Origin of the sequence: Demetria terragena DSM 11295, assembly GCF_000376825.1 — a bacterium.
GTDB lineage: Bacteria > Actinomycetota > Actinomycetes > Actinomycetales > Dermatophilaceae > Demetria > Demetria terragena.
Window position 1 is genome coordinate 404,619 of record NZ_AQXW01000003.1, and the last position, 25,737, is coordinate 430,355.

Consider the following 25,737-nt stretch of genomic DNA (forward strand, 5'->3'; position numbering starts at 1 on the left):
ACGTCAGATCACACCCGAAGGAGGCGTTATCCCCATGACTCAGAACGCAGTTCAGTCTTTCGCTGCAGACCACGAGGTAGAACTCGCCATCGAGGGGATGACCTGCGCATCGTGCGCCAATCGCATTGAGCGCAAGCTCAACAAGCTTGCTGGCGTCCAGGCGAGTGTCAACTATGCGACGGAGAAGGCGAAGGTCACCTACGCCGCCGATGTCGAGCCGGAGACGCTCGTGGAGACGGTCGAAGCGGCCGGGTACCAGGCGCGTCTGCCACAACCTCAGAGGCTTGACGTGGACGGGCAGGCGAGCGAGGGCTCCGACGACGAGCGTCTCAACCCGGTGCGTGCGCTGCGCCAACGCCTGCTGATCTCGGCGGTGCTCACGGTTCCGGTGATTGCGATGGCGATGGTCCCGGCATGGCAGTTCACCTACTGGCAGTGGCTGTCCTTGACGCTCGCGGCGCCGGTCGTGGTGTGGGCTGCTTGGCCGTTCCACCGTGCGGCGTGGGTCAACCTGCGCCACGGCGCCGCGACGATGGACACGCTCATCTCGGTGGGGACGCTGGCGGCTCTCGGGTGGTCGCTCTACGCGCTGTTCTTCGGCACCGCAGGCGAACCCGGCATGACCCACCCCTTCGAGTTCACCGTCGAGCGCACCGACGGCAGCGGCAACATCTACCTCGAGGCTGCCGCCGGGGTCACCACCTTCATCCTGGCCGGCCGATATCTTGAGGCGCGGTCCAAGCGTCAGGCTGGCGCAGCCTTGCGGGCGCTACTCGAAGTCGGCGCCAAAGAGGTGACAGTCCTGCGGGAGGGGCAGGAAACGCGAATCCCGGTGGAAGAACTGACTGTTGGCGATCACTTCGTCGTGCGTCCCGGCGAGAAGATCGCCACCGATGGAACGGTCCTCGACGGGTCATCAGCCGTCGATGCCTCCATGGTGACGGGGGAGTCGATGCCGGTCGAGGTCGGGCCTACCAGCGCCGTCGTCGGTGGGACGGTCAACGCGGGCGGGCGCCTTGTCATCGAGGCGAACCGGGTTGGCGCCGACACCCAACTTGCCCAGATGGCGCGCATGGTCGAAGACGCCCAGAACGGGAAAGCCCAGGCGCAACGTCTTGCGGACCGGATCTCGGGGGTCTTTGTCCCGATCGTGATCGGCCTGTCGGTGGCCACCTTTGGCTTCTGGCTCGGCTCCGGAGTTGGCGCCGCCACGGCGTTTACCGCAGCGGTGGCGGTGCTCATCATTGCCTGCCCGTGCGCCCTCGGACTGGCGACACCGACCGCGCTCATGGTCGGTACGGGGCGCGGCGCCCAGTTAGGCATCCTGATCAAGGGGCCAGAGGTCTTGGAGTCCACGACCGGCATTGACACGGTGGTGCTCGACAAGACGGGCACTGTCACGACCGGTCAGATGGTGTTGGTCGACGTCGTCTGCGACGACGGCGAGAATGCGGACCAAGTCTTGGGCCTCGCCGGGGCGCTGGAGCGGGCCTCTGAGCACCCGATCGCCCAGGCGATCGCCGCTGCTGCAGCCGAGCAGACAGGCACATTCCGTGCGGTCGAAGGCTTTGCCAACGTCCAGGGTCTTGGCGTCCAGGGTGTGATTCTGGACGGAGACACCAGCCACGCGGTGCTCGTTGGTCGGCCCCAGCTGCTCGCCGACTGGTCACAGCCGCTCTCTCCGTCGCTGCAGGAGGCGTACGACCGCGCTGCGACACAAGGGCGTACGGCCATCGCGGTCGGCTGGGACGGTCGCGCACGCGGTGTGCTGGTCGTGGCTGACGCCATCAAACCGTCGTCGACCGAAGCCATCCGGCAGCTGCGGGATCTCGGTCTCCGTCCGGTGCTGCTGACCGGAGATCATCGCGCGGTCGCTGCGTCGGTGGCCGCAGAAGTCGGCATTGACACCGAGGACGTCATCGCTGAGGTCATGCCGGCCGACAAGGTCGAGGTGATCGCCCAGCTGCAGGCAGAGGGGCGGCGCGTAGCCATGGTCGGCGATGGAGTCAACGACGCTGCGGCGCTCGCTCAGGCGGACTTGGGGTTGGCGATGGGAACGGGAACAGACGCCGCGATCGAGGCCTCGGATCTGACGCTCGTGCGCGGAGACCTGCGCGTGGCGGCCGACGCGATCCGACTATCGCGGCGCACGTTGGCCACCATCAAAGGCAACCTGTTCTGGGCGTTCGCTTATAACGTCGCGGCGCTTCCATTAGCGGCGGCAGGTTTGTTAAACCCGATGCTCGCCGGAGCGGCGATGGCGTTGTCCTCGGTCTTCGTGGTGACCAATAGCCTGCGTCTGCGCCGTTTCCAGGCCGCTGCGGGTTAATGGTCGCCGTCCGACCGGAAGCGCAACCACGTCCAAATTGCAGGTATTCGCCCCAGAACCCCACCTCGCCAAGGCAGGCTAGACCCGTGCTGCGGACATTTGGCGCGACTCGACCCCTGGGCGCGCGGGACGACAAGGAGGCATTGCGTGTGTGCGGGCAGGACCCGCTGCGCAATGTTTTCGTTGCCGCGCGGGTGATGGAGGGGGGTCTCCTGGCCTCCGGTTCGGCGCTTGGTGTGTCCGACGACGGCCAGTTGCGCGCTGTGTGCTGGACATCGGCCAACATCGTTCCGGTTGAGTGCGATGACGCTGCATTGGAAGCCCTCTTGCCACGCCTGCGCAGGCACCGTCGGCGCGCGTCCTCGATCTTCGGAGCGGCCGAGCAGGTGCTTCCGCTCTGGGACCGGCTGAACCGCAGTTGGGGTACGCCACGCTCCTTTCGGGCCCAGCAACCGATGCTGGCCGTCACCTCGCTGCCCTCGCGTTGCGGCCGTGAGATCGACCCACGGGTGCGTCCGGCGCGACCCGACGAACTGGACCTCGTCCTGCCTGCGTCGGTGTCGATGTTCACTGAAGAGATCGGCTATCCGCCCTTTACCGGGTCGGACCGCGACTACCGCAACATGGTCGCGCACCTCATCGCGGGCGGGCATACCTTCGTGGTGATGGAGAATGGGCGAGTGGTGTTCAAGGCCGATGTTGGGTCCTGCGCGCTAGGTGTCGCGCAGATTCAGGGCGTATGGGTCGCGCCTGACCGCCGAGGCAAGGGCATCGCGGTTCCGGCGATGAACGCGGTCGTCGAACACGTGCTGGCGACCATCGCGCCGACAGCGACGTTGTACGTCAACGGCTACAACGAGCCAGCGCTGCGGACCTACCAGCATGCAGGATTCGAGCAGGTCGCCACCTTTGCGACCGTGATCCTCTGACTCAGTCGCTTGGGTACAGCTGCCGGTCGTAGGTCTGCGGCGAGTAGTGCTCCTCGACCTCACGAGGATCGTCAGCGCGCCGCCACTTGCGCTTGGCGAGGTCGGCGTACCCCAGGGTGCGGTCCGGGTCCCACGTCTCTGGTTTCCAGGTCTTAGACCTCATGAACGCCTTGGGGCAGTGGTTGAAAACCTCATCGATCTGCACCACCATCGCCAGCTCAGGGCGGTGACCACGCACGACCATGTCATCGAAGAACGGGCCGTCGGTGACCAACTGAGCTCGCCCGTTGATGCGCAAGGTGTATCCCTGGCCCGGAACCAGGAAGATCAGGCCAACCCGATCGTCCTCCAGCAGATTGTGGTACCCATCGACGCGCTTGTTTCCAGCACGCTCCGGCAGGGCGATGGTGCGGTCATCCAGGACGACCGCAAAGCCAGGCGGGTCGCCCTTGGGGGAGACATCGGCCCCATGTGAACCCCGTGTCGCGACGAAGCACAGTGGGGACGCGGCAAGGAACTCTCGATCGACCTCGTCGAGCGAGTGCTGCACCTTGTCACGAACGGCAATCTCAGGCTCGCCCACGACGGCGACCAACTCATCGACGGTGGTGATTCGCGGGAGTGCAGATAGGTCGGGGCCGGGTTTCATCGTCGCTCCTGAGCATCGTTCGGTTCGCCACGGACAGCGAGGTTGGGCGGTCGGTCGCCGCGGATAGAAGCAACCATGTCGATGACCCGGCGAGTGGCGCGTACGTCATGCGCTCGAAAGACCGTCGTCCCCAACCATGCGGCAACGGCGGTGGCCGCGAGCGTGCCTTCGAGACGGTCATCAGCGGGTAGGTCGAGCGTTTCGCCGATGAAGTCCTTACGCGAAAGCGCCTGCAGTACAGGGAATCCCAGTGAACTGACCGACGACGTATGCCGAAGGACTGTCAGGGAATGCCGGGTGGTTTTGCCGAAGTCCAAGGTGGGGTCCAGGAGAATTCGCTCGGCGGGGACTCCCGCCCGTAGCGCGTGATGCGCACCGCGTCGGAGCGTTCGGAGCACGTCGCGTACGACGGCCAGTTCGTCGTCACCTTGGTCGTCGGCATAGCGCATGTCGGACGGGTCGGTCCGAGGCGGCAGCCCGCCGGTATGAGAGCACACCACGCCGGCTCCCAGTTCGGCGGCGACTTCGACCAGTGCGGGGTCATGGCCAGCCCAGGTGTCGTTGATCAAATCCACGACGGCTCCGGCTTCCCGGGCGACCTCGGCTCGCCAGGTGTCGAGGCTCAGAATCAGTGTGGGATAGGTCGAGCGTGCGTGCTCAAGAAAGGGCACTACCCGGCGGATTTCTTCGGCGGCGTCGACCTCCTCGCCTTGCTGGCCCGCGCGAACCCCGCCGACGTCGACCATGTCGGCGCCCTGCTCCACGGCCTCCTGGAGCGCCTGCTTGGCGGAGTTCAGGTCGGCGTGACGATTGCCTGACCAGAACGAGTCAGTGGTGCGGTTGATGATGGCCATGACGGCGGGACGAGACGCGTCGAACACGGTGTCGCGCAACCTCAAGGCAGTGCTGGGCTGAGGGGAAGCGGGCACAACGTCGTTGACGATGCTGCCCACGTCCTGTCGCCTCCCTGGGATTCCCTGCCGGGTGCCTAGTATGACCGACGCACCTGGGCGTGATTGCTACCGTCGGCTCATGACCATCGATGTCCCCTCTGTGCGCGCTCAGTTCCCGGCTCTGGCCCATGGTGGGGCCTTCTTCGACGGGCCTGGCGGCACCCAGGTGCCGCAGAGTGTCGCGGAGGCCGTGTCGACCACGCTGACTGGCCCGATCTCCAACCGCGGTCCGCTGACGCCCGCGTCTCGACGTGCCGATGAGGTCACCATGAGCGCGCGCGGTGCCATGGCCGACCTCACGGGCGTGCCGTCGGAGGCGGTGGTCTTCGGTCGCAGCATGACGGCACTGACCTATGACGTGGCGCGGACAATGGCCAAGGACTGGGGCCCGGGTGACGAGGTTGTGGTCAGCCGACTCGACCACGACGGGAACATTCGACCCTGGGTCGATGCCGCTCGTGCGGTCGGGGCGATGGTGCGTTGGGCCGAATTCGACACGGACACGGGCGAACTCACGACCAGTTCCATCGAAGAAGTGTTGTCGGCGCGAACCCGCCTCGTAGCATTCACCGGCGCGTCGAACCTCATCGGCACTCGCCCCGACGTCTCGGCCATCACCCGCGTGGTCCGAGAGGCCGGTGCGCTGTCCTATGTCGATGGCGTGCACCTGACACCGCACGCTTTTGTCGATGTGGCTGCGATGGGCGCGGATCTGTATGCGTTCTCGCCCTACAAGTTCTGCGGTCCGCACCTCGGCGTGCTGGTGGGACGTACTGAGGTGTTGGAAGAGCTTCGGCCCGACAAATTACTGCCCAGCGCGAACCAGGTGCCCGAGCGGTTCGAGTTGGGCACCTTGCCGTACGAACTCCTTGCCGGCGCGACCGCTGCGGTCGACTTCCTCGCCGGGTTGGCAGGGCCATGGTCGGGGCAGCGGCGGAAGGCGCTCAGCCTGTCGTTGGCGGCGCTAGACGATGCCGAGGACACCTTGCGCGAGCAGGCCGAGGACGGCCTGGCACAAGTGGAGGGACTACGGCTCTGGGGGCGTGCCGCTCAGCGCACGCCGACGCTTCTCTTCACGGTCGAGGGAGTCGAGTCCGCCCGAATCGCTGAGCGCCTGGCCGCAGAGGGGGTCTATGCGCCAGCCGGATCGTTCTATGCGTTGGAGGCCTCACGCGCACTTGGGCTCGGTGACAGTGGGGGCGTACGTGTGGGCATGGCGCCCTATACCTCCGGTGATGAGGTCGCCCGCCTAGTCGACGGCGTTCGCCGAGCAGTCCAGATCGAACGCAATTGAATCCGCGCGATCCTCGGCGCGCAGATCAGGACCAGCTGACCTTCACTCGGTTGCGCCACAGCGGCACTAGGTCGTGCCCCTCGCTGGACATCTCGTTTCCTCGATTCCACAGACCGAGGTAGAGCTGCGCGGCGGTGCCGTACACCACGCTGGCCGCGGCCCCGGCGGTGGTCGTCCGTTCGACGATCAGCGGTTGGTCGGAGATCTGAATGCGCCACACATCACCCGTGTCGTGCGCGCGGACCTCGGCGGTGAGGGGTTCCGGTGAGCGAAGTTCAACACTCGGGCGTGCCGCGAAACCGGTGAGCATCTCATCGACGCCATCGGCCGCGATGTCGGCGGGCAGGTCGGCCTCACGGGCTAAGGGGACCCGCCCGAGCTGAGCCGACAGTGCGTCGACGGCGTGCATCGTGGTCTCGTGGCACTGTCTGCGTGCCCACGCGTCCCGAGGGGCGGGTCCGTTGGGAAGCAGGAACCACACGTCCAGGTCCGGTGGCGCCTGCATCAAAGCGGCGCGCAGGACATCTGAGCCGTGCCCGAGCCAGGCCATGGGGTCGCTGACTCCGCGCCCTTCTTGCTCCCAGGCATCTGTAGCGCGTCGGGGGAGTTCGCGCACGATATTGGACGCCCAGCGATGAACCATCCCCTGATGGGCGACCAAGTCTTGAACGCTCCATCCGCGGCAGGTCGGCACCGCGGCGTCCAGGCCAGCGGCATCGCCATAGGCATGAATCCGCGCGGTCGCCAGGGCAAGGGCGTCCAAGTGCGCTTCAAAGGTGACCGAAGTGGGCATGCCCGAAACCCTAGTCAGGGGCAACGCCTGCGACCAAGGGCTGGCGGGTCCGCGGGGTCCTGGCCCATTCGTGGCTGGGTCGCCGTAGGTTCAGTGCATGAACGTCATCGGGGTGATTCTCGGAGCCATTGTCAACGCTCTGCTCATCGGGATCGTGGCCAGGCGCCTGCTCGGTGTGCCAGTCGGATGGCCGCGCACCCTCATCCTCAGTCTGGTCGCCAACAGCGCGGCGGCTGAGTTGCTGCCCTGGGCTTTAGAGAATCTCGGCCTGAGCAAGGCCGCGGGCGCCGGATCCGCCACGGAGGACCAGGCCGTGCTGGTCCTGGTCACCGTGCTGCTGGTCGCCTGGCTCGTTGCTCTTGAAGTGGGATTGCTTGCGATTCTGGAGGCACTCGTCCCCACCGGGAGCGTGCCAGGCCCAGTCGAGCTCGTACGCACCGCGCCCGCACGTTGGCGTCGCACTCGTCGCTACGTCGTGATCGGGCGGATCGCGGTGCGCCATGGCCTGGGCCGCTATCTCACGCCGCGCTCGCGCGGCGACGATCAGCCGGCCTCCACGACCGCGCGCGCCCTGCGTGAGGCACTGACCGCCGGCGGCGTGACCTTCGTCAAGCTCGGCCAGATGCTTGGTACTCGGCCAGATGTCCTTCCCGCCGAGTACATCGAGGAGCTGTCCCGCCTCCACGCAAATGTCCCGCCGCAAGAGTGGGCCCAGGTCGAGCAGACGCTGGCCAGCGAGATGGGGCGACCGACATCAGAGGTCTTCACTGACATCGACCGTGAACCCTTGGCAGCGGCCTCGGTCGGGCAGGTACACCGGGCAACACTGCTGGACGGATCGCCGGTCGTGGTCAAGATTCAGCGATCGGATGCACGGGCTCAGGTCACCGCGGATCTGGACATTGTGATGCGCCTGGCACGGTGGCTGCAGCGCACGGCTCCATGGGCGCGCCGCCTTGGAGTCCTGGACCTGGCGTCCGGTTTTTCGTCGGCGCTGGAGGAAGAACTCGACTATCGCGTCGAGGCGAGCAATGTCGCCGCCGTCAGTGCGGCGTTGCCGAAGGAATCGCCCATCCAGGTGCCGATCGTCCATGAGCAGATCAGTTCGCGTCGGGTGCTGGTCATGGACCTGATGCCCGGGCAGCCGCTCTCGAACGCCCGCGCTGTCGTGAGTGAGATCCCCGCCGAGCGCCGCGCAGAGCTCGCCGACGGTTTGCTTGGCACCGTCCTGGCCCAGGTCCTGGATACCGGCGTATTCCACGCCGACTTGCACGCCGGCAATGTGCTGATCGACGAGCAGGCGCGGTTGTCCCTGCTCGACTTCGGTTCGGTGGGCCGCCTCGACCGCGGGGCGCGTACCTCGTTGGGGCTGCTCATGCTGGCCGTCGATCGACAGGATGCGGCCGCCGCCACGGGGGCGCTCACCGACCTTTTGGATGCTCCCGGCGCGCTCGATGACCGTGCCCTGGAGCGGGACGTCGGCCAACTCATCATGAGATTCGGTCACGTCCGCGGGCAAGCCGCCGAGATGTTCGTGGCTCTGCTGCGGTTGGTGTTGAGGCACGGGCTGTCCGTACCGCCGGGTGTCGCGGCCGCTTTCCGCTCCCTGGGTGCGCTCGAGGGCACGCTGCGGCTGCTGAATCCTCGGATCGACCTCGTCGGTGCCGCCAGAGAGCAAGGGCGTGCGGTCGTTGCCGACCGCGTCACGCCGGAGGGAATCAAGGCAGAACTCACCGACCAACTGTCGGGCCTGTTGCCGATGGTGCAACGCCTTCCACGACGCCTCAACAGTGTCGTGGAGGACCTGCATACCGGCTCCTTGACCGTGACGGTGCGGACCCTTCAGGACCCCGGCGAGCGGCGATTTGTCACCAACCTGGTGCAGCAGTTGGTCATCACGCTTCTCACGGCCACCACAGCACTATGCGGAGTCCTGCTTGCTCTCGCGCAGCAAGGACCCGTGATCGGAGGCACGTTGCGCCTCACCACCTACCTCGGTTTGGTGCTGCTGTTGTTTGCCTTCGTGCTGGGTTGTCGAGCCGTGGTACTCATCTTCCGCGGCAGCTATGAGACCCGCCGCGAGTAGTCACGCACGGCGTCACCGATATCCTCGCGACGGACTCACCCGTCGTGAAGGAGAACCCCGTGGCCATGCGTATGTCGACCCTGTTCCTGCGAACCCTTCGTGAGGACCCGGCCGACGCGGAGTTGCCGGGCCACCGGTTGCTGGTTCGCGCGGGCTATGTCCGCCGGGTAGCGCCCGGAGTATTCACCTGGCTACCGCTTGGTCTGCGGGTGCTGCAGAAGGTGGAGCACATCGTCCGCGAAGAGATGAACGCGATCGGTGCCCAGGAAGTACGGATGCCCGCGCTGCTGCCACGCGAGCCGTACGACACGACGGGGCGCTGGACCGAGTACGGCGATGACATGTTCCGTCTGCAGGACCGCAAGGACGCCGACATGCTGCTCGGCCCCACGCACGAGGAGATTTTCTGCCTCACGGTGAAGGATCTGTACAACTCGTACAAGGATTTCCCGCTGTCGCTCTACCAGATCCAGACGAAGTACCGCGACGAGATCCGTCCGCGGGCGGGCCTGTTGCGCGGCCGCGAGTTCATCATGAAGGACTCCTACTCCTTCGACGTCGACCAGGCTGGCCTGGAGAAGGCGTACGACGCCCACCGCGGGGCATACATCAAGATCTTTGATCGGCTCGGCTTCGAGTACGTCATCGTTCAGGCCGATTCCGGTGCCATGGGCGGCTCAGCATCCGAGGAGTTCCTCGCGATCAGTGAGCATGGAGAAGACACATTCGTGCGCGACGAGCACGGCTACTCCGCCAATGTCGAGGCGGTCGAGATCCCGCAGGCGCCGGAGGTCGACGCCTCTGGGGTGCCCGCGGCGCAGGTCTACGACAGCCTCAACGCCGGGACGGTCGCCACTCAGGCTGCCGAACTCAACGAGAAGCATCCGCGGAATGACGGGCGGGAGTGGGGTGAGGGCGACATCCTCAAGAACGTCGTCGTCATGCTCGTCCACCCCGATGGCACGCGCGAGCCGCTGGCGGTCGGCCTGCCTGGTGACCGGGAGGTCGACGACAAGCGCCTCGAGACCCAGGTGAAGCCGGCTGAGGTTGAGCCATTCACGGATGCTGACTTCGCCAAGCATCCTGCGCTCGCGAAGGGCTATATCGGACCGGGCGCACTCGGCGCGGACAAGCCCGCTGGCATCCGATACCTGCTCGACCCGCTGGTCGCCGTCGGCTCGGCGTGGGCGACGGGCGCCGATGAGCGCGGCAAGCACGTCATGAATCTGGTCAACGGCCGTGATTTCACCGCCGATGGAACCATCCAGGCGGCGCGTTTGCGCGACGGCGACCCAAGCCCTGATGGGCATGGCACCCTGCGGGCCGCGCGCGGGATGGAGATGGGGCACGTCTTCCAGCTCGGCACGAAGTACGCCGAGGCGCTGGGCCTGAAGGTGCTCGACGAGAACGGCAAACTCGCGACCGTGACGATGGGGTCATACGGCATCGGCGTCTCGCGCGCCGTCGCCGCCGTTGCTGAGAACAATGTCGACGAGGCGGGCCTGTGCTGGCCGCGGACCCTCGCTCCCGCGGATGTGCACCTGGTCGCGACCGGCAAAGATGAGGCGACGTACATCAAGGCTGAGGAAGTCGTCAGTCAGCTAGAGGCCCAAGGGGTTTCGGTGCTTTACGACGACCGTAGGAAGGTCTCTCCGGGGGTGAAGTTCAAGGACGCCGAGCTGCTGGGTGTGCCGACCATCCTGGTCCTGGGCCGCGGTTTGGCCGATGGTGTGGTCGAGCTCAAGGACCGCCGCAGCGGCGACGGCCGCGACGTCCCCGTCGATGACGTCATCGCCGAAGTTGTCCGCGAGGTACGCAACTGACCTGCGAGCCCCTTTCGCCGGTCGAGACCACCCAACGTTGGTCGAGCCCCCAACGTCGGTCGAGCCCCCAACGTCGGTCGAGCTTGTCGAGACCCCGCCGTGTCGAGACCTTGGTGCTGCGCCGGTGGTCTCGACACGGCTCGCGCTAGCGCGCTCGCCTGCTCGACCGGCGTTTGTGTCCTAACGTCGGTCGAGCTTGTCGAGACCCCGCCGTGTCGAGACCTTGGTGCCGCGCCGGTGGTCTCGACACGGCTCGCGCTAGCGCGCTCGCCTGCTCGACCGGCGTTTGTGTCCTAACGTCGGTCGATACCCCGCCGTGTCGAGACCAGCGGTTTGCGCTCGCCTGCTCGACGGACGTTGCATTACTGGCCTAGCCCGCGGCCGTCGCCTTACAGTCTCCGAGCTTGTTCATCCGAGACCTGGTGCGGGAGAACGACTCTGGGTTGTTCTGCGGGGTCGACGCCGTGATCTGGTGTCGGTCTTTCACGTCCACCATCGTGGGTTGATAGCTGGCCTTCTGGCTCCAGTTTCCAGAGGCGGAGCGCGTGAAGGTGTACTGCGCGATGGCGCCGTCGGCGTTGTATTCATCGAGCGTGCCGACGGTGCCCGGCCCCTGGTTCGACAGGAAGTTGCCGAGTCCATAGAACACCGTCTTGCCGTTAATGGTCGAGCACGGCTGGATGACGTGGGCGTGCGCGCCGAAGATCCCGTCAACGTACGGCGACGCGGTGAGCTTCTTGGCTAACTCACGTTGCTCCGTGGATGGGTCGACTTGGTACTCGCCACCCCAGTGGATGTTCACCGTCACCAGGTCGGATCCAGACTTCTTGGCCCTCTTCGCGTCGGCGAGGATGCCTTTGGCGCCGAGCTTGGGCCAGAGGTACTTCTCGAGGTGCTCTTGCCCCGGTGGCACTGTCGTGTTGGGTGCAGACTGGTTGGGCAGTGTGTAGGTGTAGGACAGGTTGGCGACTTTGACACCGCTGGCCTCGTAGATCGCCGGCATACCGTCCTTGTCCCGGTCGCTGGTCGGCCCGGCCACTTTGAGCCCTGCCTTAGCCAATTGGTTGCGGGTCGTGGTGATGCCCTCGGCGGCTCGGTCGAGGACGTGATTGGAGGCGGTCGAGCAGCCGTCGATGCCAGCTTTCTTTATTGCGGTGGCGATCTGAGACGGCGCGGAGTAGATCATTGACCCGGGCGGGCTGAGGTCATCATTGGTAGCCGAGATCGGGGTCTCCTGATGGCAGATCATCACGTCTGGTTCCGACAGTTCCTTCTTCACCCCAGCAAACATCGGATCGAAGTCGAACTCGCTCCTAGCGCCCGTCGCCTCGGCCCAGGACTGAGCACTCGTGCGGACCGGGACGTGGATCAGAATGTCCCCGCTGCTCGCCACGGTGACCGTTGTTGCGCGCGAAGTGATCGGGGAGGCTCGCCCGGACTCGGATGCGCTCCGATTAGCCTCCTGACGGCCGTCCTGTCCGAGCACCCCGCATCCCGCCAGAAGCAGTGCGAGGGCACACATCACCCCACTGAATTTTCCCCACCCATTCATGATTCCAATCTACGAGCGATGCCCACGATTTGTGTGCAGTCGCGGAATCGTTACCAAGGGGCAGGGCCAAGTACGGCGTAGCGCGAGCAGGCGAAGGCACCGTTGCGACCGGTCTCGACCAGGGCGAGTTCCAGGCGCCGGGGGAGCAGCGGGCGCCCGGCGCCTAGAGTGACGGGCGCGACGTAGGTGATCACCTCATCCAGGAGTCCTGCATCGGCGAACTGTCCGGCGAGGTCACCACCACCCACGACCCACAGGTCCCGGCCTTTGGCGGCTGCAACCATCTCAGCGTGCACCAGATCAATGTCGCCTGAGGCGAATCGAACGTCGGCGCCTTCGACCGGGTCGAGATCGCGGGAGGTTAGCACCCAGGTCGGGAGATCGTACGGCCAGGACGAGCCGGTCTCTGCTTCCACCTCAGCGCTATGTCTCAGGATCCACTCGTAGGTCGTAGAACCCATCACCAGCGCGCCGATGCCGGAGAAGAACGACTCGTAGTTCAGCGGCCCGTCAGCCTCCTGCGGTTGTGGGAACAGCCACGCGAGGGAATCGTCGCTGTCGGCGATAAAGCCGTCGAGTGTGACAGCGGTGTAGTAGGTCAGTTTGCTCATCGGTGGTCCCCTCCAGATTGCTCTTGACGTTGCTTGCGCAGCCACATAATCGGGTCGCCTTCGTCGACCTCGACTCCGCATTGGCGCATCCATTGACGGGCAAGTTGGCGCCGGTGCGATGAGTAGGTCACGACGTGGGCAATCACGCCGCTCATGACGAAACTCTCGGGCGGGTCACATAGCGCGTCGATGAGCCGGTCTTCCCATGCACCGCGTTCGTCGATATCGCGAACGACTGCCAGCCAGCCTGTCGCCACCACTCTGTGCCGCGCGAGAAGTGTTGTGGGGCTTGAGCTTTCGTCCCTGGTTGGCATGGTTGTTCCAACGATTGCGGCATGCCATACCTCCTTGGCGAAGACTAGATTGGTCAGGACCTGGAGGACCGATTCCTCCGGTCCGTCCCATGGCAGAACGGTGGTGCCGCTTGCCCGGACGGCACGCAACGCGTGATCTGACAGCCCTTGCGCCGTCTCCAACAGGTCCTGTGTATCTGCCAGGTCGTGGGCGATGAGTTGTTCGATGAGGGGATTCATCGGTGCCTTTGTCGAGGTAACCCAGAGTGACGTCGGGGGATGAAAATGGATGCCATTCGGTGCGGGAAGCCAATGGTTCGAGGCAGATTCGCTCGGAAGGTGGCCGAACCCTCGCGCAAAGGCGCGACTGAATCCGTCGACGGACTCATAGCCAGCGGACCACGCCGCGTCGGTCACGCTTGTGCCCTCCCGCAACTGCCATGCCGCACGCTCCAGCATGACTCGACGCCGCATCGCGACAGGAGACTCGCCGGTGCCGCGCGATACGAGGCGAGAGAAGTGGAACTGCGAGGCGTGTGCACCGTCGGCCATGTCCGCGAGCCTTGGGTGGTCCTCGTCGAGGACTGCGTCGAGTAGTTCGCGCAGTCGGTCGCGTTCGGTCATGTGACCAGTCTGGCCCGAAACACCGCACGAACGCCCGACCGTTCTTGCGGTTCAGCCCGATGAGCCGTGCCGCACGCCCTGCGCGAGATAGATCGTGTTGCGTGACTCGCCTCCGGTCAGGGGATTGGCGAAGGACACGACCTCGGCTGCCGTACGAGCAAAGGCACTGGCGAGCACCTCACTGAAAGCCGCTTCCGGCGGATCATCGGACCACAGCGCAAAGACTCCACCGTCGTTGAGGTGTCGGGCCATCGAGCGCAGTCCTGTCTCGGTGTAGAACGGCGCGTGATCGGGGTGCAGAAGGTGCTGTGGGGTGTGGTCGATGTCGAGCAGGATGGCGTCGTACGACGCGTCTGGCTCGACGGAGACCACCCGGAAGAAGTTGTCATGCACGAGGCGACAGCGCGGGTCGGTGGCAAGGCCCGGGTTGTCCGGCAGTAGTCCGCGGCGATGCCAATCCACGACCGGTTCCATCGCATCGATCACCACGACCTCGGTCACGCGCGGGTCGCCGAGAGCAGTCTGGGCGGTGTAGCCGAGGCCGAGGCCGCCGACGAGAACTCGCACCTCGGAACGGTCCACCCACGCGAGCGCGAGTCGTGCCAGTTCACACTCCGCAGCGGTGAACAGACTGGACATGAGGAACTCTTCACCCAGCCGAACCTCGAAGATGTCGGCCTTCGCGACCGGGTCGTACCGGCGTCGAAGACTGATCTCACCGCGATCGGTGGGTTGCCAGTCGAGTTCCTCGAAGCGAGCGGGCACGGCATCTTCCTCACATGGTGGTCGGCGAGTTGCCGGGTGCAGATGAGGAAACCCTAAGGTCAGCCGGTGGCTCAGTCCTGCATCGCCTTGCAGCACGTGACCCACCACGACACCATGTCGTCGTCCACTCCGACATCGTTCTCGGCTTCCCCGGCAGCGTTCTGAGCGCAGCGTGCAAGCGTCCATAGCATGGCGCGGTCGACGTCGAGTTCGCCTGCATCGCAGGCGATTTCGATGCGTCGCCGCAGTTCGGCACGGATTGAGTGGGACTGTCGGGCCTCGTGTGCGCGGTTCCACACCAGTGGTGCGACTCCAAACTCGGGCACGCCCGCGATGGGCTTGGGGTCGATGGCCAGCCACGGCTCGCGCTCGGCGGCCAGCACATTCATATCGTGCAAGTCGGTATGCACCAGTCGGCTGTCGACGCCGTCCTCCTGCCCGAGTTCGGTGAAGATCGCCGCGGCTCGATCGACGATCCGCCGGGGTAGAACCCGCGTGCCATAAGTCCGCAACTGCTCGGCCCATCGGGCGGATTCCGTTGATAGCCGGACGAGTTGAGGCATCGCTGGCCGGTCAAGGCGACGTAGCAACCTGCCGATAACCTCCGTGGAAAGGTCGACGTCTTGCGTTGATAGCTCCCGATCGGGGTCGAGCAACTCCAGGAGCAGGGCGCATCGATTCGGGTCGGCGGCTAGGAGGCGTACGGCGCCCTGACCGTCCCAGGCGCGCAACGCCAGATGCTCGTGCTTGGCCTCGACATGCGGCCAGGAGATCTTGAACGCCGCGCCTCCGCGACTGCTTTGGACTGGCACGACCAAGCCGCACATGCCGTACCGGATCGGTCCCACGGCGCGTAGGTCCCACTCCTGCGCGCACTCGCGCACCAGGCGCGGAAGAACCTCCAGCCACTCGTCACCAGTCAGGTCGCCTTCGGCGGGTCTACCCTCGACCATGTCGACGAAGCCCGTCGGTAGATCTCGGCGAATATCGTTGAGATCGATCATGAATCCGTGCCGGGGAATGCTGCCAACGGGCCGCCCCAGCGCGCGTAGTCGGCTGCGGCGAGAGCCCATACTCGGATCGCCCAGTCCTGTGCCCCGCGACCCTGAGGCGCGATCGTGTCAACCTGAGAAGCGACCGCTGTGATGACATCAGTGAGCAATGCTCGGGCCAGTGCCCTTGCGCTGAGGGCGTCGGTGACGCGAACCGGCATCACGTACGTCGGTCGTTCGGGCTCACCCACCACCGGCTTCAGCGCGTCGCGTGCACCCGACAGCCAAGCCAGGGTGCTGTTGACCAGGTCTCGATCGTCGGGGTCAGTCTTGGCCGCGATCTGTTCAAAGCCATAGACCGCCGGGCGGACAGCTCGTGAGATCGGGAGCGAACTCGTGGCGGCGGGTGCCGTTCCGTGCGTCAAGGTCCTTGACGGCTGCAGCAGCACCTGGGCTGCTCTTCGTGAGGCGCAGATCGAAACCAACATCGCGCAGTTGTGCTTCGAGGCAGCCCACGCCTTCTGTTCGGTTCCGATTGCGGGGTAGTCGCCCTCGGATGCCGTGAGTTCTTTCACTCCAACGGTCGCGGTCGCCATCGCTGTGGCGGTGGTCGGCGCGGGAAGGCGTATGCCCGCATCGGCCATCACCGAGCTCAGCTCAGAGAGTTGAGCGCGATGCATGTCTTTGATCGGACTTATCCACCGGTTGTCCGAGGCGGGAACCCGTTCGGCCACGTCGAGAACGTGCTGAAGGGACCTGCGCGTCGCTAACAGCAGGGCTTGATCATCGGGCGGTCCCTGAGTACGAACCCCTGGGATTTCGGGAGCGTCCCGCTCCATCCGTACACCGCAGCCGGAGAGCAATAGCGCGGCGGGCGCGGTCAAGACTCCGGCCAGCACGATCCTGCGAGATGCTGCGACTTCCCCCTGACCCTGCACGTTCGAGATCATGCCACGGCCCCCTCGCCGGTCACAGCATGACGTGTTCTCCGTTAGGCTTTCCGGACCGGATCACCACCGGTTCACGCAAACTCGAGAACAGAGGCAGGACATGAGCGCACGCGAACGAACGTCCAGAGAAGCCACTGTGCTGACTGACGTCGCCGCCGCCGTCCAGCCTCTTGGCCTTGTCGTCGAAGATGTGTCAGTCACGCCCGCCGGAAAGCGTCGACTTGTCCGGATCCTTCTCGACACCGATCTCAGCGAACTCGCGGACGGCGACCATTCCTCGATCGTCGAGCCGCTGAGCCTTGATGCAGTTGCTGAGGCCACGCGTGCTGTCGGGGAGGCCCTCGACGCGGCCGGAACGATGGGTGAGCAGGCCTATGTCCTGGAGGTCAGTTCGCCCGGCACCGACCGACCGCTGACCGAGGCCCGCCACTTCCGCCGCAATGTCGGCCGACTCGTGCGCCTAGACCGGCCCGAGCAGGAATCGCTCACGGGTCGAATCGAGTCATCCGATGACGATGCCGTCGTGGTCAACGACGGCCAAGAGTCTGTTCGTGTGGACCATGCCGCCATCACCAAGGGCATGGTCCAGTTGGAATTTAACCGCGCCGATGAGGAGAACTAATGGATATCGACATGGCGGCCCTGCGGCTGCTGGAGTCTGAGCGGGAAATTCCGATGGACGTCATCATCCCCGCGATTGAACAGGCGCTGTTGACGGCATACCACCGCACGGACGGCTCCTTTCGGAGCGCTCGCGTCGAGTTGGACCGCAAGTCCGGACACGTTGTGGTGTGGGCGCGGGAGGACGCGGTCGCCGACGAAGAGGGCAACTATGGCGATCCCGGGCCCGAATTCGATGACACCCCCACGGGGTTCGGCCGAGTCGCGGCGGCGACGGCGCGTCAGGTCATCACGCAGCGGATGCGCGACATTGAGGATGAGGCCATCTTCGGCGACTTTCTCGGTCGCGAAGGCGATGTGGTTGCAGGCCGCATCCAGCAGTCGAGCGACCCCCGCGTTGTGCGCGTGGATTTCGGCTCTGTCGAAGGCAGCATGCCGTCGGCCGAGCAGGTGCCCGGTGAGACCTATCGCCACGGCGAGCGGCTCCGGACCTTCGTGGTCAGCGTCAAGCGCGGAATGAAGGGCCCACAGATCACGTTGTCGCGGACGCACCCCAACTTGGTCCGGGCGCTCTTTGAACTTGAAGTCCCGGAGATTGCGAACGGTTCGGTTCAGATCTCCGCGCTAGCGCGCGAGTCAGGCCATCGCACCAAGATTGCCGTCCGCGCCAAGGACCAAGGCTTGAACCCTAAAGGTGCGTGCATTGGTCCGATGGGCAGCCGGGTGCGCGCGGTGATGAACGAACTGCAGGGGGAGAAGATCGACATCGTCGACTACTCCGACGACCCAGCCGAGTTCATCAAGTCCGCGCTGTCGCCCGCTCAGGTGCAGCACGTCGAGATTGTGGACGAACGTTCCCGGTCTGCTCGGGTGATCGTGCCTGACTTTCAGCTCAGTCTGGCGATCGGCAAGGAAGGCCAGAACGCCCGGCTTGCTGCCAAATTGACGGGCTGGCGGATTGATATTCGACCCGACACTGTGCCCGAGGCCACAAGCCCTGAGGGTGAGCCCGGCACGGACCAGGCCTAGGGAGCCGGTACGATAGTGGCGACCGGTCAGACGTCCAATGGTCGATCTCTGCGCCCGCACGCTGGAATGCGAACGTGCGTGGGATGCCGTCGACGTGATGATCGTTCTGTCTTGTGGCGCGTCGTTGCCCACCGGTCGGAGGTGTCAGGCCCAGTCCTGATCCGCCTTGATCGGCAACAACGACAGCCGGGCCGAGGGGCCTGGTTGCACCCGACGATGGATTGCCTGAACCAGGCCATCCGCCGGCGGGCCTTTGCGCGGGGACTGCGGGTAGCCGCCGAGGTAGACCTCGGCGAACTCACCGCGGCCGTACGCACAGCGCAAGTGGAGTACGAATTGCAAGGAGTCGCGGCGAAAGGCGCCGCGGATGACCGTAGGAAGCGGGTTCAACGCTGATGAGCACCCGATGAGTACTCACCGATGAGCACCCAAACCTGACGGTTCGTGCTGCCGACATCACGTCGGCCCCGCCCGGACCGTCACGATCCACCAAGGAGAAACGTGGCAAAGGTCCGGGTCCACGAGCTTGCTAAAGAGCTCGGGGTCAAGAGCAAGGAACTGCTCGCCCACCTGCAGGAGCAGGGCGAGTTCGTCAAATCTGCTAGCTCCACCATTGAAGCGCCGGTCGTGCGGAAGATTCGCGAGAATCCGCCCGCTACGGCAAAGCCAGCCGAGAAGGCCGAGCCTTCCGCAGGCCCAGCAAAGCCTGCTCCGGCGAAGAAGTCTGCGGCAAAGCCAGGTCCCAAGCCGGGACCCGCGGCACCTGCCGAGCCAGCGGCCCCGTCGGCGCCAGAGCCGGAAGCACCTGCTGCTCCGGAGCCGGTGACCGAGGCACCTGAGGCGCCAGCAGCAGAAGCCAAGCCAGCCCCCGCGCCGGCAGCGGAAGCGCCCACACCGGCGACCCCTGCGGCAGCGGACAAGCCCACTCCGGGCCCCGCCCCGACCAAGCCGGGACCGGCACCTAGCAAGCCTGGTCCCAGCGGCGGAGCGGCGCCTCGCCCGGCCCCGCGGCCAGGTGGCTCAGCCCGTCCGGGCAACAACCCCTACGCACCCAGTCAGGGCATGCGTACGGGTTCTGGTTCCGGACGTGGAGCACGTCCGGGCAACAACCCGTTCGCGCCCAGCCAGGGCATGCCACGTGGCGGCAACCGGCAAGAAGGCGGTGGCTCAGCTGGGCCGCGCCCCAGCAGCGCCGGTGCGGCTGGCCCGCGTCCATCGGGGGCACGTCCCAACCCGAACATGATGCCGGGCAAGGCCGCGGTTCCGCGTCCGGGCGAACGCCCCCAGCGTGGCGGCCCCGGTGGTCGAAGCGGTGGCCCCGGTGGTGCCCGCAGCGGTGGCGGCCCAGGTGGCGGCGGCGGCTTCGCCGGACGCCCCGGCGGCGGCGGTCGTGGCCGTGGTGGGACGCAAGGTGCGTTCGGTCGCGGTGGCGGCAAGGCACGTGCCCGCAAGAGCAAGCGCGCTAAGCGTCGCGAGTTCGAGGAGATGCAGGCGCCCAGCGTTGGCGGCGTGACCGTACCCCGTGGGGACGGCAGCACCATCGTGCGTCTGCGTCGTGGTGCCTCACTCACCGATTTCGCGGACAAGATTGACGCGAATCCGGCCAGCCTGGTCACCGTGCTGATTCACCTCGGTGAGATGGCCACGGCGACGCAGTCCCTGGATGAGGACACCTTCGCCCTCCTCGGTACCGAGCTGGGCTACAACGTCCAGATCGTCTCGCCGGAAGACGAGGAGAAGGAACTCTTCAGCTCCTTCAACATCGATCTCGAGGCCGAAGAGGACGCCGAGTCCGATGAAGACCTGTCTGCGCGGCCCCCGGTCGTCACGGTCATGGGTCACGTTGACCACGGAAAGACCCGCCTGTTGGACGCGATCCGCAACGAGGACGTTCAGGGCGGGGAAGCCGGCGGCATCACCCAGCACATCGGTGCCTACCAGGTGCACAAGCAACATGAAGGCGAAGACCGCGCGATCACCTTTATCGACACCCCGGGTCACGAGGCGTTCACCGCCATGCGTGCTCGTGGTGCCAAGGTGACCGACATCGCGATCCTCGTCGTCGCGGCCGATGACGGCGTGATGCCTCAGACCATTGAGGCGCTCAACCACGCTCAGGCGGCTGACGTCCCGATTGTTGTTGCCGTGAACAAGGTTGATGTCGAGGGCGCCGACCCGGCGAAGATCCGTGGGCAGCTCACCGAATACAACCTGATTGCAGAGGAATACGGCGGCGACACCATGTTCGTCGATGTTTCTGCGAAGCAGGGTCAGAACATCGACGCGTTGTTGGAGGCGGTCCTGTTGACCGCCGATGCGGCGCTCGATCTACGAGCCAACTCCGACAAGGACGCGCGCGGTGTAGCGATCGAGGCCAACCTCGACCGCGGTCGCGGTGCGGTGGCCACGGTGCTGGTGCAGTCCGGGACCTTGCGGGTCGGCGACGGCATCGTCGCTGGCGTTGCTCACGGTCGCGTACGCGCTCTGCTGGACGAGCACGGCCAGAACCTCACCGAAGCCGGGCCGTCGCGTCCGGTGCAGGTGACTGGTCTGGCATCCGTGCCGCGTGCCGGTGACACCTTCATCGTGGCTCCGGACGACCGGACGGCTCGCCAGATCGCGGAGAAGCGGGAGGCTGCTGACCGGCAGGCATCGCTGGCGAAGGCTCGAAAGCGGATCAGCCTGGAAGACCTCAACGCTCAGCTCGCGCAGGGCAAGGTCGAGACGCTCAACCTCATCCTCAAGGGCGATGTGTCCGGTTCGGTCGAAGCGCTCGAAGACGCGCTCATGCAGATTGACGTCGGCGAAGACGTTGACCTGCGGATCATCGACCGTGGTGTTGGTGCGATCACGATGAACAACATCAACCTGGCGGTCGCCTCAGAGGCGGTCATCATCGGGTTCAACGTTCGCGCCGAGGGCCAGAACGCGGAGTACGCCGAGAAGGAAGGCGTAGAAATTCGCTACTACTCGGTGATCTACCAGGCCATCGAGGAGATTGAGCAGGCGCTGAAGGGCATGCTCAAGCCCGAGTTTGAGGAGATCGAGCTCGGGACTGCCGAGATCCGTGAGATCTTCCGCAGTTCTAAGTTCGGCAACATCGCGGGTTCGATCGTGCGGTCCGGTGAGATCAAGCGCGGCGCCAAGGCGCGTATCACCCGTCAGGGTGTCGTCGTGGCCGAGAACATCGAGATCGCTGGCCTGCGCCGTTTCAAGGACGATGTGACCGAGGTGCGCGACGGTTTCGAGTGCGGTATCAACCTGGGGTCCTACAACGACCTGCAGGATGGCGACCTCATCGCGACGTACGAGATGCGGGAGAAGCCCCGCGTCTGACATCGGGTGATTTCTCTTCGATCGGACCGGTCGTGCGCTCGAGCGCACGACCGGTCCGATCGTTGTGCCGGGTAGGGTCTGCGGGTGCCTGCGTACCTCCTGCTTCTGGAACCCTCGCCCAACCGTGTCTACCGCGAGGTCGCCCCGACCTTGGTCGCCGAGGAGGCCCGGCGGCTACTCAGTGTCGTGACTGGTGCCACCGTTGAGGTGGAACCGACGCAGCGGGCCGGTGCCCACTACCTGGGCGTCGAGCTGACTGAACCGTTGGACGCCGTCGGCTTTCAGGCGTTGTCCTCGCTGTCGGGGGTATACGCCATCTTCACCGCCGAGGGTGAACTGCTGCGCCCGGTGGCCGCCGAACGGGTCGATCGTTACCCGAGCGACCTGCTGACGATTCAGAAGTATCAAGGCAAGACCAACGAGCAACTCACCCGGACGCTGCTCAATCTCACGGCTGCCGTGTCAGCGCACCCGCAGAGATTGCTCGATGGCACCTTGACGGTGCTCGATCCGATGTGCGGGCGAGGGACCACGCTCAACCTGGCGCTGACGTACGGCCTAAACGTGACGGGGATCGACCTGGATAAACGCGACTTCGAGGAATACGAGCGCTTTCTCAAGACCTGGTTGCGTCAGCACCGCTACAAGCACACGGCCGATTCGGGCAGCCTTCGAACGAGTGGCCGACACCGTGGAAGACGGTTCGACGTCACCGTCGCGCCGACCAAGGAAGAGTTCAAGCAGGGCGACGTTCAGCGAATCACCTACCTCAACACGGACACCACTGACCTCGACGGACTTCTCAAGCCACGCCAGTTCGACGTCCTGGTGACCGACTCGCCTTACGGGGTGCAGCACGGTTCGCATGGTGACCGGATCGCTCGAAACCCGTTGGAATTGCTTGAAGATGCCCTACCCGGGTGGGTTCCATTGTTGCGTCGAGGTGGCGCTCTGGGGATGGCGTACAACCGCCATGTCGCCTCCCCGGACCAGCTCGGAGAACTCTTGGAAGGCCACGGTCTGGCGGTGGTCGGCGACCCCGCCGACGAAACCTTCCGACACCGGGTCGACGCTTCGATCGATCGAGACCTCATCTTCGCGACTAGGCCGGACTAAATCGCGTCCGGACTAGCCCATGGCGAGTTTGGCTGCGAGGGCGAGCATGACGATGCCGATGAGCACGTCCAGCACTCGCCATACGGAGGGCTTTGCGAGCCAACGGGCGGCCGCGATGGATCCGAAGCCCAGTAGCGAAAACCACACGACGCTGCCAACGCACGCACCCAAGGCAAACCACCAACGCCCTTGGTCTCCATGCTGATTGGCAATGGAACCCAGCATGACCACTGTGTCGAGATAGACGTGTGGATTCAACAGGGTGAGCGCCAAGGTCGTCTTCGCGATGTCCTGCTCGCCACGTGTGGGCGCACCAGCTGCGAGGCCGCTGGGCCGGATGGCCGAACGAAACGAGGTGAACGCAAACCACATCAGGTATGCCGCCCCGCCCCAGCGCAGCACCTCGAGCGCCCACGGCGCGTTCTCGGTGACGCTCCCGATTCCGGCGACGCCGGCCAGGATCAGAGCAATGTCGCATCCCGTACAAATCGCCACGACGAGCCAGATCCGCTCCCGTCGTAGCCCTTGGCGAAGGACGAAGGCGTTCTGGGCTCCGATCGCCACGATGAGCGATATCCCCGTGATGAGACCGGGCAGCATGGCGTTCATGGGATTGACGCTAGGTGGTTGTAACTCAGTTAGTCCAACGAATGTTTCTGATAGGTCAGTAGCAAGATTTATGATTGATGGATGAACTACGACGCGGATCACCTTGCGGCGCTGCTTGCTGTCGTGGAGGAGGGGACCTTTGACTCTGCGGCGCGTCGACTGAGATTGACGCAATCAGCCGTCAGCCAACGCATCAAGGCGCTCGAGACCCGAGTCGGTCGGGTGCTGATCGTCCGCACCACACCATGCGTCGCGACCACGGAGGGCGAAATTCTCCTACGGTTGGCCCGACAAGTTCAGTTGCTCAGCGCGGAGGCAACCGGGCAGCTTGGGGCGGACGCAGATCGAGCCACGGCGATTCCCGTTGCTGTGAACGCGGATTCCCTCGCTACATGGTTCGTCGACGTACTGCGAGAAGCGGCAACATGGTCGGACAGGGTCATCCAGGTTCACGTAGAGGATCAGGAGCATTCCGTGGATCTCCTCCGAAAGGGGGCGGTGATGGGAGCCGTGACTGCTGACCCAGTCACGGTGCAGGGGTGCTCGATTGAACAGCTCGGGCTGATGCGTTACGTACCTGTTGCCACCCCAGATTTGCTAGCGCGTCATGGCTCGCGGCGACGCGTCCGATGGGGTGAACTGCCCGTCGTGCGCTTCAACGAGCGGGACGACCTTCAAGAGCGGGTCATGGCGGCCCATGGCCTGGGTGGTCCGCACAACCCACCCACCCATCGCGTTCCCTCGGCCGAGGGATTCGCTCAGGCCGTACGCCTCGGACTTGGCTGGGGCGCGCTGCCGGAGCAGCACCTGGACGGCGCACTGGATCGTGGCGATCTGGTGCGGTTGCCGGGAGCGCGACCGTTAGACGTCACGTTGTATTGGCAACGATGGCGGCTCAGCTCAGAAGACCTGGACCGGCTCACTGACGCGGTGCGTTCAGCCGCGCGTAGACGGGTGGGAGGTGTGCGCTCCAGGCGTGCGAACTAGGCTCAGGAGTTATGGCTGACACCGCACGGGCGCGCAAAGTCGCGGACCGCATTAAATCCCTGGTGGCCGAGTATCTGGAGTTCCGGGTTAAGGACGAACGACTCGGGTTTGTCACCGTGACCGATGTTCGTGTCACCGGCGACCTCCAGCAGGCAAGCGTCTTCTACACCGTCTTTGGTGACGACGTTGCCCGCGAGCAGACTGCTGAGGTTCTCCAAGACCAGCGCGGCAGGATCCGTTCGCACGTTGGTAAGGGCCTTGGTATTCGACTCACGCCGTCGTTGGAGTTCATCCCCGATGCTCTTCCCGAAGGTGCGGCGCACCTCGAGGACGCAGTCCGCAAAGCACGAGAGCGGGACGCTGAACTCGCGCGCAATGCCGCGGCTGCGACGTACGCCGGAGATGTCGACCCCTATCGCAAGCCCGCCGAGCCAGACTCCACGCCAGACGCCTCGCAGGACGCTGAGTGACCGAAGCAGGCGTGCTGCTCGTCGACAAACCGTCGGGCTGGACCAGCCACGATGTCGTCGCCCGGTGTCGACGACTCGCGGGGACTCGTCGGGTCGGGCATGCAGGCACGCTCGACCCCATGGCCACCGGGTTGTTGGTCCTGGGAGTCAACCAAGGCACCAAACTGCTGACCTTTTTCGTCGGGTGCGACAAGACCTACTCCGGCACGATCCGGCTCGGGCAGTCAACGCTCACGGATGACGCCGAAGGTGAGGTGACCGCGTCGGCTGGCGCCGCCGGAGTCAGTGATTCCCAGATCGATGCCGCCATCGGCGACCTGAGCGGGGCGATCCAGCAAGTGCCGAGCGCGGTCAGCGCCATCAAGGTCAAAGGCGAGCGCTCCTATGTCAGGGCGCGCAAAGGCGAGGATGTGGCGCTGCCAGCCCGACCGGTGACGGTCCGTCGCTTCGAGGTCCTGGACCGGCGAACGCACCAGATTGGCGACACGGTCGTGATCGATCTCGATGTCGTGGTCGAGGTTTCCTCAGGTACCTATGTGCGAGCGCTCGCTCGTGACTTGGGCGCCGCGCTGCATACCGGCGGTCACCTGACCAGCCTTCGGCGTGAAGGTGTCGGACACCTCGATCTGGCCCGTTCCGCACCGTTGGCCGAGTTAGAAGACGCGTACGAGCAGGGCCGCCCCTTGCCTTTGGTCTCTCTCCCGGAGGCCGCCGCAGAGTTGTTGCCGACGCGAATGCTCACCGCCGAGGAGACGGCGCATGTGCGTCATGGCCGCCGGTTGCCGTCCCGGCCCGAGCGCCTCGATCCAGTCGCCGCGATCGGACCCGATGGGGACCTCGTCGCCGTGATCGATGAGTCACGATCGATGATTCGCAGCCACGTCGTCTTCCCCACGGGCGAGCAGTCGTGACCGGGTCAGTAGGGT

23 protein-coding genes are annotated in these 25,737 nt (G+C 65.3%); 13 read left to right on the top strand and 10 right to left on the bottom strand.

Going from position 1 to position 25,737, the window contains the following annotated elements:
• Positions 1 to 34: 34 nt before the first annotated feature.
• Positions 35 to 2,329, top strand: coding sequence for a heavy metal translocating P-type ATPase (locus F562_RS0103840; RefSeq protein ID WP_018155611.1), 2,295 nt, complete (start codon positions 35 to 37; stop codon positions 2,327 to 2,329).
• 86 nt (positions 2,330 to 2,415) lie between these two features.
• Positions 2,416 to 3,258, top strand: coding sequence for a GNAT family N-acetyltransferase (locus F562_RS0103845; protein WP_026180977.1), 843 nt, complete (start codon positions 2,416 to 2,418; stop codon positions 3,256 to 3,258).
• A 1-nt stretch (position 3,259) separates the two neighbouring features.
• On the opposite strand, the gene F562_RS0103850 is transcribed toward F562_RS0103845, so the two are convergent.
• Together F562_RS0103850 and folP are read right to left on the bottom strand one after the other, a co-directional pair.
• Positions 3,260 to 3,907 carry an MSMEG_1061 family FMN-dependent PPOX-type flavoprotein gene (locus F562_RS0103850; protein WP_018155613.1) on the bottom strand — a complete coding sequence of 216 codons (648 nt, stop codon included), beginning with the start codon at positions 3,905 to 3,907 and terminating at the stop codon, positions 3,260 to 3,262.
• Positions 3,904 to 4,860, bottom strand: coding sequence for a dihydropteroate synthase (folP, locus tag F562_RS0103855; protein WP_018155614.1), 957 nt, complete (start codon positions 4,858 to 4,860; stop codon positions 3,904 to 3,906). The genes F562_RS0103850 and folP overlap by 4 nt, the downstream gene beginning before the upstream one ends.
• Before the next feature lie 79 nt (positions 4,861 to 4,939).
• Between folP and F562_RS0103860 the strand changes: the two genes are divergently transcribed.
• Entirely contained in the window at positions 4,940 to 6,154 is a 1,215-nt protein-coding gene (locus F562_RS0103860) for a cysteine desulfurase-like protein (RefSeq protein ID WP_018155615.1), read from the top strand.
• Between the two features lie 25 nt (positions 6,155 to 6,179).
• Here the strand turns inward: F562_RS0103860 and F562_RS0103865 are convergent, their stop codons facing one another.
• A complete protein-coding gene (locus tag F562_RS0103865) occupies positions 6,180 to 6,947 on the bottom strand; it encodes a maleylpyruvate isomerase family mycothiol-dependent enzyme (protein ID WP_018155616.1) in 768 nt (255 codons plus the stop codon).
• A gap of 97 nt (positions 6,948 to 7,044) precedes the next feature.
• On the opposite strand from F562_RS0103865, the gene F562_RS17975 reads away from it, so the two are divergent.
• Both F562_RS17975 and F562_RS0103875 read left to right on the top strand, forming a co-directional pair.
• Complete coding sequence (locus tag F562_RS17975; RefSeq protein ID WP_018155617.1) at positions 7,045 to 9,033, top strand: ABC1 kinase family protein; 1,989 nt, start codon at positions 7,045 to 7,047, stop codon at positions 9,031 to 9,033.
• A gap of 65 nt (positions 9,034 to 9,098) precedes the next feature.
• Positions 9,099 to 10,856 (top strand): proline--tRNA ligase, encoded by a 1,758-nt coding sequence (locus tag F562_RS0103875; RefSeq protein WP_156822528.1) that lies wholly within the window; start codon positions 9,099 to 9,101, stop codon positions 10,854 to 10,856.
• A 370-nt stretch (positions 10,857 to 11,226) separates the two neighbouring features.
• Here F562_RS0103875 and F562_RS17980 read toward each other — a convergent pair whose 3' ends face one another.
• The 6 genes from F562_RS17980 to F562_RS0103905 all read right to left on the bottom strand — a co-directional run bounded on the left by F562_RS17980 (position 11,227) and on the right by F562_RS0103905 (position 16,643).
• Positions 11,227 to 12,408, bottom strand: coding sequence for a CapA family protein (locus F562_RS17980; protein ID WP_083915451.1), 1,182 nt, complete (start codon positions 12,406 to 12,408; stop codon positions 11,227 to 11,229).
• Positions 12,409 to 12,458: 50 nt separating this feature from the next.
• Positions 12,459 to 13,019, bottom strand: a complete 561-nt coding sequence (locus F562_RS0103885; protein WP_018155620.1) for a dihydrofolate reductase family protein — start codon at positions 13,017 to 13,019, stop codon at positions 12,459 to 12,461.
• Entirely contained in the window at positions 13,016 to 13,936 is a 921-nt protein-coding gene (locus F562_RS0103890; RefSeq protein WP_018155621.1) for a helix-turn-helix domain-containing protein, read from the bottom strand. The genes F562_RS0103885 and F562_RS0103890 overlap by 4 nt, the downstream gene beginning before the upstream one ends.
• 51 nt (positions 13,937 to 13,987) lie before the next feature.
• Positions 13,988 to 14,701 (bottom strand): spermidine synthase, encoded by a 714-nt coding sequence (locus F562_RS0103895; RefSeq protein ID WP_018155622.1) that lies wholly within the window; start codon positions 14,699 to 14,701, stop codon positions 13,988 to 13,990.
• A 71-nt stretch (positions 14,702 to 14,772) separates the two neighbouring features.
• On the bottom strand, positions 14,773 to 15,705 hold the full coding sequence (locus F562_RS0103900; protein ID WP_018155623.1) for an aminoglycoside phosphotransferase family protein: 933 nt from the start codon (positions 15,703 to 15,705) through the stop codon (positions 14,773 to 14,775).
• Complete coding sequence (locus tag F562_RS0103905) at positions 15,702 to 16,643, bottom strand: DUF4439 domain-containing protein (protein WP_018155624.1); 942 nt, start codon at positions 16,641 to 16,643, stop codon at positions 15,702 to 15,704. The genes F562_RS0103900 and F562_RS0103905 overlap by 4 nt, the downstream gene beginning before the upstream one ends.
• 100 nt (positions 16,644 to 16,743) lie before the next feature.
• On the opposite strand from F562_RS0103905, the gene F562_RS0103910 reads away from it, so the two are divergent.
• The 5 genes from F562_RS0103910 to F562_RS0103930 all read left to right on the top strand — a co-directional run bounded on the left by F562_RS0103910 (position 16,744) and on the right by F562_RS0103930 (position 22,745).
• A complete protein-coding gene (locus tag F562_RS0103910; RefSeq protein WP_018155625.1) occupies positions 16,744 to 17,265 on the top strand; it encodes a ribosome maturation factor RimP in 522 nt (173 codons plus the stop codon).
• On the top strand, positions 17,265 to 18,293 hold the full coding sequence (gene nusA / locus F562_RS17985) for a transcription termination factor NusA (protein ID WP_018155626.1): 1,029 nt from the start codon (positions 17,265 to 17,267) through the stop codon (positions 18,291 to 18,293). Before F562_RS0103910 ends, nusA begins: the two co-directional genes overlap by 1 nt.
• 66 nt (positions 18,294 to 18,359) lie before the next feature.
• On the top strand, positions 18,360 to 18,689 hold the full coding sequence (locus F562_RS20510) for a YlxR family protein (protein WP_083915463.1): 330 nt from the start codon (positions 18,360 to 18,362) through the stop codon (positions 18,687 to 18,689).
• Between the two features lie 105 nt (positions 18,690 to 18,794).
• Entirely contained in the window at positions 18,795 to 21,629 is a 2,835-nt protein-coding gene (gene infB, locus F562_RS0103925; RefSeq protein WP_018155628.1) for a translation initiation factor IF-2, read from the top strand.
• Positions 21,630 to 21,713: 84 nt separating this feature from the next.
• Entirely contained in the window at positions 21,714 to 22,745 is a 1,032-nt protein-coding gene (locus F562_RS0103930; protein WP_018155629.1) for a TRM11 family SAM-dependent methyltransferase, read from the top strand.
• Between the two features lie 12 nt (positions 22,746 to 22,757).
• Here F562_RS0103930 and F562_RS0103935 read toward each other — a convergent pair whose 3' ends face one another.
• Complete coding sequence (locus tag F562_RS0103935) at positions 22,758 to 23,354, bottom strand: LysE/ArgO family amino acid transporter (protein WP_018155630.1); 597 nt, start codon at positions 23,352 to 23,354, stop codon at positions 22,758 to 22,760.
• Between the two features lie 81 nt (positions 23,355 to 23,435).
• Here F562_RS0103935 and F562_RS0103940 point away from each other — a divergent pair, with 81 nt between their 5' ends.
• The 3 genes from F562_RS0103940 to truB are packed head-to-tail and all read left to right on the top strand — an operon-like array spanning position 23,436 to position 25,722.
• Positions 23,436 to 24,341, top strand: a complete 906-nt coding sequence (locus F562_RS0103940) for a LysR family transcriptional regulator ArgP (protein WP_018155631.1) — start codon at positions 23,436 to 23,438, stop codon at positions 24,339 to 24,341.
• An 11-nt stretch (positions 24,342 to 24,352) separates the two neighbouring features.
• Positions 24,353 to 24,811 carry a 30S ribosome-binding factor RbfA gene (gene rbfA, locus F562_RS0103945; RefSeq protein ID WP_018155632.1) on the top strand — a complete coding sequence of 153 codons (459 nt, stop codon included), beginning with the start codon at positions 24,353 to 24,355 and terminating at the stop codon, positions 24,809 to 24,811.
• Positions 24,808 to 25,722, top strand: a complete 915-nt coding sequence (gene truB, locus F562_RS0103950) for a tRNA pseudouridine(55) synthase TruB (RefSeq protein ID WP_018155633.1) — start codon at positions 24,808 to 24,810, stop codon at positions 25,720 to 25,722. The genes rbfA and truB overlap by 4 nt, the downstream gene beginning before the upstream one ends.
• Positions 25,723 to 25,737: the final 15 nt, after the last annotated feature.

Coding starts and splice junctions, on each gene's coding strand:
- F562_RS0103840 (WP_018155611.1), top strand. CDS start 35: ATGACTCAGAACGCAGTTCAGTCTTTCGCTGCAGACCACGAGGTAGAA.
- F562_RS0103850 (WP_018155613.1), bottom strand. CDS start 3,907: ATGAAACCCGGCCCCGACCTATCTGCACTCCCGCGAATCACCACCGTC.
- F562_RS0103860 (WP_018155615.1), top strand. CDS start 4,940: ATGACCATCGATGTCCCCTCTGTGCGCGCTCAGTTCCCGGCTCTGGCC.
- F562_RS0103865 (WP_018155616.1), bottom strand. CDS start 6,947: ATGCCCACTTCGGTCACCTTTGAAGCGCACTTGGACGCCCTTGCCCTG.
- F562_RS17975 (WP_018155617.1), top strand. CDS start 7,045: ATGAACGTCATCGGGGTGATTCTCGGAGCCATTGTCAACGCTCTGCTC.
- F562_RS0103875 (WP_156822528.1), top strand. CDS start 9,099: ATGCGTATGTCGACCCTGTTCCTGCGAACCCTTCGTGAGGACCCGGCC.
- F562_RS17980 (WP_083915451.1), bottom strand. CDS start 12,408: ATGAATGGGTGGGGAAAATTCAGTGGGGTGATGTGTGCCCTCGCACTG.
- F562_RS0103885 (WP_018155620.1), bottom strand. CDS start 13,019: ATGAGCAAACTGACCTACTACACCGCTGTCACACTCGACGGCTTTATC.
- F562_RS0103890 (WP_018155621.1), bottom strand. CDS start 13,936: ATGACCGAACGCGACCGACTGCGCGAACTACTCGACGCAGTCCTCGAC.
- F562_RS0103900 (WP_018155623.1), bottom strand. CDS start 15,705: ATGATCGATCTCAACGATATTCGCCGAGATCTACCGACGGGCTTCGTC.
- F562_RS0103905 (WP_018155624.1), bottom strand. CDS start 16,643: ATGATCTCGAACGTGCAGGGTCAGGGGGAAGTCGCAGCATCTCGCAGG.
- F562_RS0103910 (WP_018155625.1), top strand. CDS start 16,744: ATGAGCGCACGCGAACGAACGTCCAGAGAAGCCACTGTGCTGACTGAC.
- nusA (WP_018155626.1), top strand. CDS start 17,265: ATGGATATCGACATGGCGGCCCTGCGGCTGCTGGAGTCTGAGCGGGAA.
- F562_RS20510 (WP_083915463.1), top strand. CDS start 18,360: ATGCGAACGTGCGTGGGATGCCGTCGACGTGATGATCGTTCTGTCTTG.
- F562_RS0103935 (WP_018155630.1), bottom strand. CDS start 23,354: ATGAACGCCATGCTGCCCGGTCTCATCACGGGGATATCGCTCATCGTG.
- F562_RS0103940 (WP_018155631.1), top strand. CDS start 23,436: ATGAACTACGACGCGGATCACCTTGCGGCGCTGCTTGCTGTCGTGGAG.
- rbfA (WP_018155632.1), top strand. CDS start 24,353: ATGGCTGACACCGCACGGGCGCGCAAAGTCGCGGACCGCATTAAATCC.